This window comes from Acidovorax carolinensis, from assembly GCF_002157145.1.
Taxonomy (GTDB): domain Bacteria; phylum Pseudomonadota; class Gammaproteobacteria; order Burkholderiales; family Burkholderiaceae_C; genus Acidovorax; species Acidovorax carolinensis.
In genome coordinates this window covers 1352865-1365079 of record NZ_CP021361.1, presented here as the reverse complement: position 1 = coordinate 1365079, position 12215 = coordinate 1352865, and the positions used below count along the sequence as shown (strand labels likewise).

The window sequence follows — 12215 nt, the reverse complement described above, 5'->3', positions numbered from 1 at the left end:
TGCCGCCTGCACCGCTGGCGGACCGGTGGTAACTTCGGCGCCACTTTGCCCATTCCCGCACCGGTACCCCCTAGTTCGCGGCCCCGATTCATTCAAGGAGTTCTGCATGATTTCCAAAAGAAAATCGACTATTGCGATTGCTGGCATTGCGCTGGCAGCTATGTTTTCAATAGCATCGCCAGTCCAGGCGCAGGACGCCCCCAAGGTCAAACTGGCCACCTCGATGGGTGACATCGTGGTGCAGCTCGATCCCGCCAAGGCGCCCAAGACGGTCGAAAACTTTCTGACCTATGTAAAAGACAAGCACTACGACGGCACCGTGTTCCACCGCGTGATCGACGGCTTCATGATCCAGGGCGGCGGCTTCACGGCCGACATGGTGCAAAAGCCCACCAAGACCCCGATTCCGCTCGAAGCCAGCAATGGTCTCAAGAACGACACCTACACCATCGCCATGGCGCGCACTGGCAACCCCAATTCGGCCACCGCGCAGTTCTTCATCAACGTGAAGGACAACGCCATGCTCAACGCCCCCCAGCCTGACGGCCATGGCTACGCCGTGTTCGGCAAGGTGGTGAGCGGCACCGAGGTGGTGGACAAGATCAAGACCGTGCCCACCGGCAACAAGGGCGGCCACCAGAACGTGCCCACCACCCCAGTCACCATCACCTCCGCCACATTGGTGAAGTAACCCATTTTTTTGAAAGGCCTTGCCATGAGCAACCCCCAAGTCGAACTGCACATCGCCAACTACGGCGTCATCACCCTCGAGCTCGACGCCGACAAGGCGCCCAAGTCGGTCGAGAACTTCCTGTCCTATGTGAACAAGGGCCACTACAACAACACGATCTTTCATCGTGTGATCCCCGGTTTCATGGTGCAAGGCGGCGGCTTTGAGCCCGGCATGAAGCAAAAGAACTCGGATGCGCCCATCCAGAACGAAGCCAACAATGGCCTCAAGAACGCCAACTACACCGTGGCCATGGCCCGCACCAGCGACCCGCACTCGGCCACCGCGCAGTTCTTCATCAACGTGGCCGACAACGGCTTCCTGAACCACACAGCGCCGTCGGCCCAAGGCTGGGGCTACGCCGTGTTCGGCAAGGTCGTGTCCGGCACCGACGTGGTGGACAAGATCAAGGCCGTCAAGACCGGCCGCAGCGGTTTCCATGACGACGTGCCCAAGGAAGATGTGATCATCGAAAAGGCAGTGGCACTCTGATCTGAAAACGATCTCCGTGACCACGACCGTGCCCCGGTTCGAGGAGCTTGCCGCTCCTTCGCACTGGCGCACGGTCGATTTCATTTCCGACCTGCACCTGCAGGCCAGCGAGCCCGCCACCGTGGCCGCCTGGCAGCACTATCTGCAGACCACCCCGGCCGACGCCCTTTTCATCCTGGGCGACCTGTTCGAGGTGTGGGTGGGCGACGACGCCATTCAGGAGCCCGCCAGTTTCGAAGCCCAGGGCTGCGCTGCCCTGCAGGCTGCAGCGCAGCGCCTGCCCGTGTATTTCATGCACGGCAACCGCGACTTTCTGGCGGGCCCGGCCTTCCTCGCGCACTGCGGCATCACCGGCCTGGCGGACCCGACGGTGCTGGTCTTTGGTGGACAGCGCTTTGTCCTCAGCCATGGCGACCTGCTCTGCCTTGACGATGTGGACTACCAGCGCTTTCGCGTGCAGGCGCGCAGTGCCGAGTGGCAAGGTCGCTTTCTGGCGCAGCCCCTGGCCGTGCGCCGGTCGCAGGCACGCGGTATTCGCCAGGAGAGCGAAGCGCGCAAACAGTCGGGCGCCATCTACGCCGATGTGGATGGCCCCGCAGCCATCGCCTGGCTTACGGCCGCCAACGCGCACACCCTGATCCACGGCCATACCCACAAGCCCGCGACCCACGCCCTGGCCCCTGGCCTGCAGCGGGTGGTGCTCAGCGACTGGGACGCCACCGCCCACCCGCCGCGCACCGAGGTGCTGCGCCTGACCGCTGCGGGCCTGGAACGCGTGAATTGGGCCCCCATGTACGGGCGATCCTGAACTGCGCGGAGCCCGACCTCCTGCTGCCTGATCGCCATGCCCCCCCTTCTCAACCGGCTCTGGAGCCGCGTTCGCGCCACCGTGGCGCCCGTGCCTGACATCTCGGCCACGCTGTGGCTGGAGACACTGCAGCGCTACCCGTTTCTCGCAGCCCTGTCGCTGCACGACCAGGCCAAGCTGCGCGCGCTCAGCGCCCTGTTCTTGCACCACAAGCAGTTCCACGGCGCCCATGGCCTCGTGGTGACCGATGCCATGGCCATCGACATCGCCGCGCAGGCCTGTCTGCCGCTGCTGCACTGGGGCGACGCGGCCGCAGCCCTGGGCTGGTATGACGATTTTGTGGGCATCGTGGTGCACCCCAGCGAGGCTGTGGCGCGCCGCCAGACGGTGGACGAGGCTGGCGTGGTGCACGAACACACCGAGGTGCTGCTGGGCGAGGCCATGGAGCGCGGCCCCATCATGCTCAGCTGGCAGCATGTGGCCAACACCAGCCACAACACCGAGCGCGGCACCAACGTGGTGGTGCACGAGTTCGTGCACAAGCTCGACATGCGCAGCGGCGCCCCCAACGGCTGTCCGCCCCTGCCTGCGGGCTTCATGGGCACCCGCACGGCCCGCGCCGCCCACGAAGCATGGTGGGCCGCGTGGGAGCCGGCCTATGCCGATTTTCGCGAGCGCGTGATCATGGCCGAGCGCTTTGGCGCCGCGCAACCCTGGCTCGATGCCTATGGCGCCACGGCACCCGCCGAGTTTTTCGCGGTGGCTTGCGAGGCGTATTTTGTGAACCGGACGCGGTTTGCGCAGGAGTTTCCGGCGCTGATGCCGGTGCTGGATGGGTTCTTTCTGCCCGGGCTGCCCCAGCCGGACTGATCCCGGACCGCTGCGCGATCAGAGCAAAATACGGCTCTGGCCCTTTACCCTAAAGCGCAAGCAGCTACAAATCAAGTAGCAAACCGACACACCTCAATACGGCGCAGGGGTGGTCGAGAGTGACTCCAGCCACGCCACCGTGGCGGCCAGCTCGGACGGACGAATCTCGTGCGCGCCCGGAAACTCGTGGTAGCTCACCGACACGGGCAACGGGGCCATGTGGTGCGCAATGGCCTGGGCGTTGGCCAGCGGAATCACGTTGTCGTGCGTGCCGTGGCTCAGCCACAGTTTCTTGCCGCGCAAGGCATCAGACGGTGCCTGCAGCGGCACCACCTGCGCCAGCAGGCGGCTGTGCCAGACCATGGCGGCATGCAGCAAATCGGGCCGCGTCAGCAGCAGCGACAGGGCCATGATGCCGCCCTGGCTGAAGCCCCCCACCACCACGCGCTCGGGCGGAATGCCCAGCTGGGCCGACGCCGCCTCCACGGTCTGCGCCACCAGCGCGCGGCTGGCGGCCTCTTGCGCCTCGTTGATGCTGCGGGCGCCACCGGGTTCCACTGAAAAATCAAACCACGCGTGCGAGCCCGGCCCCATGCGGTTGGGCGCGCGCAGGCTCAGCACATGAAAGCGGTCAGGAATCTGCGCGGACAGGCCAAACAGATCCTGCTCGTTGCTGCCCACGCCATGCATCAGCACCAGCAGCCATGGCCGGGGAGTGCCCGCAGCGGCAGGACGTTGCAAAAAAGTGAGCGGTAGATCAAGCATGGGAAAGCGCCAGAGGCGGTTTTGATTGGTAAATGGGGCGAGTCGGCGCGGTCATGCCGCTGGCTGCAGTGCAAACGCATCCATAGCGAGCATGCTGTACATCACCTCGCGGCTCAGGTAGTTGACGTGCAAATCGTCGCCGGCTGCGCCCAGCGCAAAGAACAGCGGCAGGAAATGGTCTTCCGTGGGGTGGGCGCGCTCGGCGTGGGGCGCCAGGCTGCGGTAGTTGAGCAGCGCCTTCAGGTCGCCGCGCGCAAGGGCCGATTCGATCCAGCGGCTGAACTCGATCACATAGGGCGCGGGTTCGCGCGCGCCGCCAAAAAACTCGGCCAGGTTGTGCGTCATGCTGCCCGAGCCCAGCACCAGCACGCCCTGGCTGCGCAGACCGCGCAATGCAGCGCCCATGGCATAGACCTCGGCGGGGCCAGCGCCCACGGGCAACGCCACCTGCACCACGGGCAGGTCGGCCTGGGGGAACAGGTGCATCAGCGCCACCCAGGCGCCATGGTCAAACGGGCGCTGCGCATCGCCCTGGGCGGGCACACCGGCCGCCTGCAGCAGGCTCAGCACCTCCTGCGCCAGCGCGGGCTCGCCGGGGGCGGGGTATTGCAGCTGATACAGCGCCGGCGGAAAACCGCCAAAGTCGTGCCAGGTGGCAGGCTGCGCGCCCGTCATGACCTGGGGGGTGCGGGACATCCAGTGCGGCGACATGACGACCACGCCGCGCAAGTCCGGAAACTGCGCGCGCAAGCCCTGGCCCCAGCGGGTGAGCGCGGGGCCGGTTTCACCCGGCTCCAGCGCAAACAGGGGCGCACCATGCGAGACAAAAAGAGTCGGAACCAGGGCCGGGCTGGCAACGTGGCTGGCGGCGGGGGCAGAAGTGGACATGGAAGGCTTTCAGTGAATACGCAGAATGTAGGAGCTATCAGTCATTGTTTCAATCCCTCTGCCGCCAGACATATCGTTCCAAAAACTTGCCCAATAGCACAGCCCAATCGCTCACTCACGCACCTTGCCGCGCAATGCCTTGGTTTCGCCGCGCTGGGTTTTGGTTTCCAGGCGCCGCTGTCTGGAGCCGTAGGTGGGCTTGGTGGCGCGGCGCGTGCGGGGCGGCTGCGCCACCGATTGCACCAACGCGTTCAACCGCGCCAGCGCGTCGGCCCGGTTTTGCTCCTGGCTGCGGTATTGCTGGGCCTTGATGACCACCACGCCGTCTTGCGTGATGCGGGTGTCGCGCAGGCACAGCAGGCGCTCTTTGACATCCTCGGGCAGCGACGAGGCGCCCACATCAAATCGCAGGTGCACCGCGCTGGATACCTTGTTGACGTTCTGGCCACCGGCGCCCTGGGCGCGCATGGCGGTGAACTCCACCTCGGCTTCAACCACCTGCAGCAGCGCGGCGGTCATGCAGCACCCCGCGCCATGGTGCTCAGGCCAGCGCCGCCAGCAGCGCCGCATCAAACGCCTCGGGCTGCTCAAACTGCACCCAGTGGCCGGCGTTGGGCACCAGGTGCATCCCCCGAAAATCGGGGGCAGCTGCGGCAAAGGCCGCTTCGAGCTGGTGGATCCAGCTTTTGTACAGCGCGTCGTGCTCGCCATAAATGGCGTGCACCGGGCAGGCCACCTGCGGCAACGAGCGCGCCAGGATGTCGGTGTGCGCCAGGCGGCGGCGCGGCATGCGGTCGCGCACTACATTGGCCACATGCGTCTGCAGGGCCAAGCCGTCAATGAGGCGCTTGTCGTGCAGCATCAACACCCCCAGGTTGTAGCGGTGAATGGCGAGTTGCTCTTCCGGATCGGTCAGGTGGCGCCAGGCTTTCAGCTCAAACTGCCGGTTGGGCACCACGCCCATGGCTGGCGCCCCCACCAGCACCAGCCGCTCGGCCAGCTCGGGGTGGGCCGCCAGCAACAGGCCCGCCGTCATGCCGCCAAAGGAGAACCCCACCAGGTCACAGGGCGCGTTGCCCAGCAGCAGTTGCAACCCCTCGCGCAGCGGGGCCACCAACGCATCGGCATCGCCACCCGCCAGCGGCGCGGCCGAATCACCGAAACCGGGCAAATCGGGCACCCACAGCTGGTGGCCGGCGGCCAGCAACGCATCGAGATTGCGCACCCAATGCGTCCAGCTGCCGCTGCCGCCGTGCAGCAGCACCAGCGGGCGCACGCCCGGCCGGGCCTGGCCCCACACATGCCAGACGATGTCGCCCGCCCCGCAGGGCGTGGTGTGGCGCACGGCTTGCGCAGCCAGCCGCTGCACCTCGGGAGAAATTACCAAATCGTTCATTGCAAAGGCGTAAAGGGACTCAACGAGAAAATCAGGCCCTTACAGCCCGGCCAGGCCGTCAATGGCCAGGCCATAGCCCTTCACGCCAAAGCCGCACATCACCGCCTTGGCGGCGGCGGAAATATAGGAGTGGTGGCGAAAGCTCTCGCGCGCGTGCACGTTGCTGATGTGCAGCTCGATCAGCGCAACGCCCGTGCCCTTGATGGCATCAAGCAGCGCCACGCTGGTGTGGGTGTAGGCGCCCGCATTGAGCACCACGCCCGCCAGTTCGCCCGCGGCTTGCAGGCGGCCGGCCTCGTGAATCCAGTCCACTAGCGCGCCCTCATGGTTGCTTTGGTGAAAGCGCAGCGCAAAACCGTGGCGGGCACACGCTTCGATACACATCTGCTCCACATCGGCCAGCGTATGGACGCCATACACGGCGGGCTCGCGTGTGCCCAGCAGGTTCAGGTTGGGGCCGTTGAGGACGTAAACAGTTTTCAAGGGTGCGCTCCAGCATGGCACCTGCCGAAAGCGAAGGCCGCCGACAGGTCAGAACGCCGGATTATGCGGCCCCGGACAGCACAAAGCAGCCTCCAAAGGCTGCTTTGCATACGCCGTCGTGACAAGCGAACGGCTTTCGCCGCGCCTTAACGGTCAATCACGATGACCATGCCGGCCGCGCTCTCCGCGCCAACCTTCATCGCCACGCCAACCTTCATCGCCACGCCAACCTTCATTGCCGCGCCAGTGGCGGTGCCCACCGCCACGGTAATAACCACCATACACAGGTGCACCTACCATGACCGGAGGAGCGTAGTACACGGGCCGGGGCGGTGCGTAATAGACCGGTGGCGGCGGCTGGTAATAAATGGGCCGGGGCGCCACATACACCGGCGCGGGGGCCACGTAAACGGGATAGCCGCCATTGCTGACGCCCAACGCCACGCCTGGCGAATTCACGCCCACCGACCAGTACACATCGCGCGCTTGTGCAGTGCCAGCGCCCGCAAGCAGGGCCAGCGCCACACTGGCAGCAGCGGCCATGGCATAGATAGAACGGGTTTTCGTCATGGAAATCTCCTTGAGGGACAGAGGCAGCCAACCAACTGGACATGCCTCACTGGTACACAACGCACCACAGGGCCAAAAGGATGTCATGAAACGGGCCCGATATTGTTTCCGGACGTACACACCCCCAACTTTGCCCGCCTGCGCACGCGCCTCATTTCCACAAGCCGCCCCTAAAATGGCCGCATGAGCACCCCCACCCCTGCCAACACCACACCCGCCGCCCACGCAGCAGCCCCCGAAGCCGTCAAACCCAGCAACTTTCTGCGCCAGATCATCGAGAGCGACCTCGAAAAAGGCACTTACGCCAGCCGCCGCTGGGCCGGCAGCCCGGCGACGCCGCCCACCACGCGGCCGGCCAGCCCGACCCCGCCAAAATCCGCACCCGCTTCCCGCCCGAGCCCAATGGCTACCTGCACATTGGCCACGCCAAAAGCATCTGCATCAACTTTGGCCTGGCGCGCGACTACGGTGGCGTGTGCCACCTGCGCTTTGACGACACCAACCCCGAAAAAGAAGACACCGAATACGTCAACAGCATCAAGGACGCGGTGCAGTGGCTGGGCTTCGGCTGGAACAACGGCGGCGAAAGCAACCTGTACCAGGCCAGCGACTACTTCGACTTCATGTACCGCGCGGCGGAATATCTGATCGAAGCCGGCCACGCCTATGTGGACGAGCAAACCGCCGAGCAGATGCGCATCAACCGGGGCGACTTCGGCAAGCCCGGCGTAGACAGCCCCTTCCGCACCCGCACCCCCGCCGAAAACCTCGCCCGCTTCCGCGAAATGCGCGACGGCAAGCACGAAGACGGCAGCATGGTGCTGCGCGCCAAGATCGACATGGCCAGCCCCAACATCAACATGCGCGACCCGGCCATCTACCGCATTCGCCGCGCCACGCACCACAACACGGGCGACACCTGGTGTATCTACCCCATGTACACCTACGCGCACCCGATTGAAGACGCGCTAGAGCAGATCACCCACAGCCTGTGCACGCTGGAGTTTGAAGACCAGCGCCCCTTTTATGACTGGCTACTGGAGCGCTTGACCGAAGGCGGGCTGCTGGCCAGCCCGCCCCCCCGCCAGTACGAATTTGCGCGCCTGAACCTCACCTACGTCATCACCAGCAAGCGCAAGCTGGCCCAACTGGTGTACGACCACAAGGTCAGCGGCTGGGACGACCCCCGCATGCCCACCATCGTCGGCCTGCGCCGCCGCGGCTACACCCCCGCCGCGCTGCAGATGTTTGCCGAACGCATTGGCGTGACCAAATCCGACAGCTGGATCGACTACAGCACCCTGGAAGGCTGCCTGCGCGAAGACCTGGAACTCAAGGCCCACCGCGGCATGGCGGTGATCAACCCCGTCAAGCTGGTGCTGACCAACTGGGACGAAGTCATGGGAGCCGGCCACCTGGAGCCCTGCAGCCTGCCCGCCCTGCCCCACCCGCCCGAGGGAACAGAAAGCCCCGTGCGCCACTTCACCATCGGCAAGGAAGTGTGGATCGAACGCGAAGACTTTGAAGAAGTGCCCCCCAAGGGCTACAAGCGTCTCTTCCCCGGCAACAAGGTCCGCCTGAAGGGCGGCTACGTGATCGAGTGCACCGGCTGCACCAAAGACGCCGACGGCAACATCACCGAAGTGCTGGCCACCGTGGTGCCCGACACCAAGAGCGGCACCCCCGGCGCCGACAGCGTGAAGGTGAAAGCAGCCATCACCTGGGTGGGCATGGCCGACGGCGTGAACGCCGAAGTGCGCATGTACGACCGCCTGTTCGTGGACGCCCACCCCGACGCGGGCGGCAAGGACTTTATTGAAAGCCTGAACCCGAACAGCCTGAAGGTGGTGACCGCCATCGTGGAACCGTCATTGGCCAATGCCAAGCCGGACGACAAGTTCCAGTTTGAGCGACACGGGTACTTTGTGGCGGATCGCAATGACCACAAGGCGGAGAAGCCGGTGTTTAACTTGGCGGTGGGGTTGAAGGATTCTTGGGGCAAGTGACCCATGCCCACCCTGTCCATCTTCTTTGGCATCATCGTGCGCATGTGGCACGATGACCACCCGCCACCCCACATCCATGTGGAATACCAAGGGTTTGAAGCATTGGTGAACATCGCCACGGGCCAGATCAGCGAAGGTGATCTTCCCCGCAAAGTGGCAGCGATTATCAAAGAGTGGTGCCAGGTGCATCAATCTGAATTGCAAGCCAACTGGCTTCGAGCCCAGCGTTTTGAGCCTTTGGAACGCATACAAGGAGCCGATCGTGATTAAGGTACTCAACGTCCACCATGCAGGACCGTGGAAACTGGAGCTTGAATTCAGCGACCACACGCACGGCCTTTTCGACGCCGCGGCTTACCTCGCCAATCACCAAGGACCGCTCTTGGAAGCCTTGCGAGAGGCCGCCTATTTCGACCGTGTTTTTATTGATGCGGGTGCTTTGTGCTGGCCGAACGGATTGGAAATTTCTCCAGCGAGGCTAAGGGAGCTGGTTACTGTTGGAGTTGAGACCTGAGGGTAAATTGGAGTGTGACCCCATTTTTTCCTTCCGACGCTCAGCCCGACGCGGGCGGCAAGGACTTTTTGGCCCTGCTGAACCCGGGCAGCCTGAAGGTGGTGACGGCGTATGTGGAGCCATCACTGGCGGCAGTCCAACCCGACGACAAGTTCCAGTTCGAGCGCTTTGGCTACTTCGTGGCCGCCCGGAAGGACCATGCACCGGGCAAGCCGGTATTCAACCGGGTGACGGGGTTGAAGGATAGCTGGGGAAAATAGTTCAGATTTACCAAACAGCAACAAACAAATGAGAAATTATGTCTAACGCTCTATTTAAAGACATCACAAAGATAGCCACTCGTGCAGCGCTCGAATTATCACTAACATGCGATGAATTCTACGACACAATGAACAGTTCAATGCTGAATGAAATCAGACGAAGCCTCAGCAAAGCTTGCAGCGATTATTCATCAACAGAATTAACATACGATAATGCTCTGACTGCTCGCGCCGACGATATTTTTGATGACGAAGACCCTGACGAATACGATAAAAATATAATCGAAGAAGAAAGATATCAAAGCCACAACTATATTTTTAACGATGTAGGCTTTTCGTTGCCACGCCTTATTAATTATATAGTTTTCATTCCAAGACACGCTGGATGCAAAATTGAACCGCCAACCTCAAAAAATGAGGCAATAAATTTAATTTTTAGCATCATTGAAAGCGATCCATACAACGATAGAGACGAAGAGTTATTCCCAATTTATTATTTTGAGACCACAAATTTAAAAAAATACTCAACAAATGCTCCTTCGACTTCTTGATAAGCGAATCAAATTACGAAAAATCAATGAAGGAAATGGATGATGAAATTCCGTTCTAATTAAACAAAAAAAGAACTAAACACCCGGCCTTATTTGAAATACATCAAGAGGCAATGACGTTTACTCAGACCAAGAAACAAAATCATCTTGATCCGAACCTGAACACCAAAAAAATGCACCCAAGAACTGCTGCCCCAGATGAAAATCTACCACCTTGGATTGGAATATTTTTCGCACATCGGGGTCAGGACTTGCCTACTGCTAATGAACTGGAAGTGAACTTCCCACGTCCGCCTGCCCCAATCACCAAACGCTGCGTCGCTCGCGTAGCTACCAACCGCTGAAATGGCCATTGAGCGGGTGCAATTGCGAGTAGCCCAGGGCGGACATAACATCCAGGAGCAAGTAATTCGACGGCGTTTTAACGCCGGGCTGCAATATTTGGGGTCAGACTCCAATTTCTCCATGCGCCAAGGGCTGATTTGATGCTTACAAACCGCCCGCCTGACATACCCCAGCCCATGCAGCCCAACGGGTGCGTGCGGCACCTGTGGCCCCCGGCGTGACATCTTTCATTACAGGGCCACGCTGCCCGCATGCGGTGGGCGCCGGGCGTTTTGAGATACAAACCGCCATGCCTCACACCCAGACCTTATCGCCCACTTTCACCACCACCTTTGCCCACATGCCGCCCGGCCCGATGGCGGGCCCCTGCAGTTGCTGCCCGTCAACGACGGAGTGGTGGCGGTGCACACAGCCGATGGCGCGCATGTGGGCTCGCTCAAAAAAGTGGGGGGGTTTTGGAAGTTCAAGGCCATGGGCTATGGCGCTGCCGGTGGCATGGAGCCCGGCCATGGCCCGCTGACGGAGCAGCACAACATGCAGTTCGCCACCCCCGATGCCACCGAGGTCAGCGCCCGGCTGCTGGCAGCACTGGGGAGCGCGCCGTAAGACCGGCTCCAAGCCCCCGGCGCGGCCCCAGGATTGCACAGCTGAGTGGATCTTCTGCGCCGCACTCACGCTATTGGGGCCATGGGAACAGTCAGGATCAGCCTCTGATTAACCGCCTTTGTCCGCATATTCCACCACGCGCTCTGCCAAGGCTGCTGCACACGAAAACCCCGCCGGTACACTTATCCCAATGCACCCCGCCATTGCCCAACACCGCTCCGGCATCTCAGCCATCTGCCAGCGCTTCGGTATTCGCCGACTGGAAGTGTTTGGCTCGGCCGCGCGGGCCGATGACTTTGACCCCGAGCACAGCGACGTGGACTTTCTGGTGGAGTTCGCGCCCGGCACGCAGCCCGGCCTGGATACTTTTTTTGGTGCAAAAACGGCACTGGAAGCCCTGCTAGGCCGGGGTGTGGATCTGGTGGAGCCGGGCGCGGTGCGAAACCCCTACGTGTTGGCCAGCATCAACCGCCACCGCGAGGCCGTTTATGCAGCGTGACCCACGCGCTTTTTTGTGGGACGTGCGCGAGTCAGCGCTGGCTATCGAGTCGTTCACCAAGGGCATGGACGCAGAAGCCTACGCAGCCAATCCGATGGCTCAGGCAGCAGTGGAGCGCAAGTTTGAAATCATTGGCGAAGCGCTCAACCAGTTGTCCAAACTGGACGCGGGCTTGGCGGCCCGCATTCCAGACCTGGCGCAGATCGTGGCTTTCCGCAATCAGCTTATCCACGGCTACGCAACGGTGAACACGGGCACGGTGTGGAACATCACCCAAACCGCTCTTCCCGCGTTGCTACAAGCTGTGCAGCCTCTGCTGGACGAGCTTGGTTAGAGTCTGGCCGTAGCGTTGCGCCTGGATGAGTGGGCAGATTGGATTGCGCGGGGCCTGTCGCTCTGATTGCCACTCGTCTGTTTGCTACATTTTTCGCA

General features: G+C 62.3%; 16 protein-coding genes and 2 pseudogenes. 12 read left to right on the top strand and 6 right to left on the bottom strand.

Going from position 1 to position 12215, the window contains the following annotated elements; translation table 11 throughout:
* Nucleotides 1–106 precede the first annotated feature (106 nt).
* From CBP34_RS06405 to CBP34_RS06390, 4 genes are read left to right on the top strand one after another with little or no spacing between them, the layout of a single operon-like run.
* On the top strand, nt 107–691 hold the full coding sequence (locus tag CBP34_RS06405; protein WP_094097606.1) for a peptidylprolyl isomerase: 585 nt from the start codon (nt 107–109) through the stop codon (nt 689–691).
* Nucleotides 692–715: 24 nt separating this feature from the next.
* The gene (locus CBP34_RS06400; RefSeq protein WP_094097605.1) at nt 716–1222 is read left to right on the top strand and encodes a peptidylprolyl isomerase; all 507 of its coding nucleotides are present in this window, start codon (nt 716–718) and stop codon (nt 1220–1222) included.
* A 16-nt stretch (nt 1223–1238) separates the two neighbouring features.
* Entirely contained in the window at nt 1239–2030 is a 792-nt protein-coding gene (locus CBP34_RS06395) for a UDP-2,3-diacylglucosamine diphosphatase (protein ID WP_094097604.1), read from the top strand.
* A gap of 36 nt (nt 2031–2066) precedes the next feature.
* Complete coding sequence (locus tag CBP34_RS06390) at nt 2067–2900, top strand: M90 family metallopeptidase (protein WP_094097603.1); 834 nt, start codon at nt 2067–2069, stop codon at nt 2898–2900.
* Between the two features lie 93 nt (nt 2901–2993).
* Here the strand turns inward: CBP34_RS06390 and CBP34_RS06385 are convergent, their stop codons facing one another.
* From CBP34_RS06385 to CBP34_RS06360, 6 genes are all read right to left on the bottom strand, one after another.
* Complete coding sequence (locus CBP34_RS06385) at nt 2994–3665, bottom strand: alpha/beta hydrolase (RefSeq protein ID WP_086911918.1); 672 nt, start codon at nt 3663–3665, stop codon at nt 2994–2996.
* A 51-nt stretch (nt 3666–3716) separates the two neighbouring features.
* A complete protein-coding gene (locus tag CBP34_RS06380) occupies nt 3717–4553 on the bottom strand; it encodes a DODA-type extradiol aromatic ring-opening family dioxygenase (protein ID WP_094097602.1) in 837 nt (278 codons plus the stop codon).
* A gap of 111 nt (nt 4554–4664) precedes the next feature.
* Nucleotides 4665–5072: an alternative ribosome rescue aminoacyl-tRNA hydrolase ArfB gene (gene arfB, locus CBP34_RS06375; RefSeq protein WP_094099089.1), complete on the bottom strand. Its 408-nt coding sequence runs from the start codon at nt 5070–5072 to the stop codon at nt 4665–4667.
* A 22-nt stretch (nt 5073–5094) separates the two neighbouring features.
* A complete protein-coding gene (locus tag CBP34_RS06370; RefSeq protein WP_094097601.1) occupies nt 5095–5949 on the bottom strand; it encodes an alpha/beta fold hydrolase in 855 nt (284 codons plus the stop codon).
* Between the two features lie 39 nt (nt 5950–5988).
* Nucleotides 5989–6432, bottom strand: a complete 444-nt coding sequence (aroQ, locus tag CBP34_RS06365; protein ID WP_094097600.1) for a type II 3-dehydroquinate dehydratase — start codon at nt 6430–6432, stop codon at nt 5989–5991.
* 153 nt (nt 6433–6585) lie between these two features.
* Nucleotides 6586–7002, bottom strand: coding sequence for a hypothetical protein (locus tag CBP34_RS06360; RefSeq protein ID WP_094097599.1), 417 nt, complete (start codon nt 7000–7002; stop codon nt 6586–6588).
* A 183-nt stretch (nt 7003–7185) separates the two neighbouring features.
* On the opposite strand from CBP34_RS06360, the pseudogene CBP34_RS06355 reads away from it, so the two are divergent.
* The 8 genes and pseudogenes from CBP34_RS06355 (at nt 7186) to CBP34_RS06320 (ending at nt 12117) form a co-directional block, all read left to right on the top strand.
* A pseudogene (locus CBP34_RS06355) lies at nt 7186–9008 on the top strand (glutamine--tRNA ligase/YqeY domain fusion protein).
* A 3-nt stretch (nt 9009–9011) separates the two neighbouring features.
* A complete protein-coding gene (locus CBP34_RS06350; protein ID WP_094097597.1) occupies nt 9012–9278 on the top strand; it encodes a DUF4160 domain-containing protein in 267 nt (88 codons plus the stop codon).
* Nucleotides 9271–9522, top strand: a complete 252-nt coding sequence (locus CBP34_RS06345) for a DUF2442 domain-containing protein (protein WP_094097596.1) — start codon at nt 9271–9273, stop codon at nt 9520–9522. Before CBP34_RS06350 ends, CBP34_RS06345 begins: the two co-directional genes overlap by 8 nt.
* A 32-nt stretch (nt 9523–9554) precedes the next feature.
* A pseudogene (locus CBP34_RS06340) lies at nt 9555–9782 on the top strand (glutamine--tRNA ligase); the annotation flags it as partial.
* A gap of 140 nt (nt 9783–9922) precedes the next feature.
* Nucleotides 9923–10333 (top strand): hypothetical protein, encoded by a 411-nt coding sequence (locus CBP34_RS19375; protein ID WP_157896440.1) that lies wholly within the window; start codon nt 9923–9925, stop codon nt 10331–10333.
* Nucleotides 10334–11080: 747 nt separating this feature from the next.
* On the top strand, nt 11081–11284 hold the full coding sequence (locus CBP34_RS19950; RefSeq protein ID WP_236748529.1) for a hypothetical protein: 204 nt from the start codon (nt 11081–11083) through the stop codon (nt 11282–11284).
* Between the two features lie 190 nt (nt 11285–11474).
* Nucleotides 11475–11783 (top strand): nucleotidyltransferase family protein, encoded by a 309-nt coding sequence (locus CBP34_RS06325; RefSeq protein WP_094097593.1) that lies wholly within the window; start codon nt 11475–11477, stop codon nt 11781–11783.
* On the top strand, nt 11773–12117 hold the full coding sequence (locus tag CBP34_RS06320; protein ID WP_094097592.1) for a HepT-like ribonuclease domain-containing protein: 345 nt from the start codon (nt 11773–11775) through the stop codon (nt 12115–12117). Before CBP34_RS06325 ends, CBP34_RS06320 begins: the two co-directional genes overlap by 11 nt.
* The last annotated feature ends 98 nt before the right edge of the window (nt 12118–12215 follow it).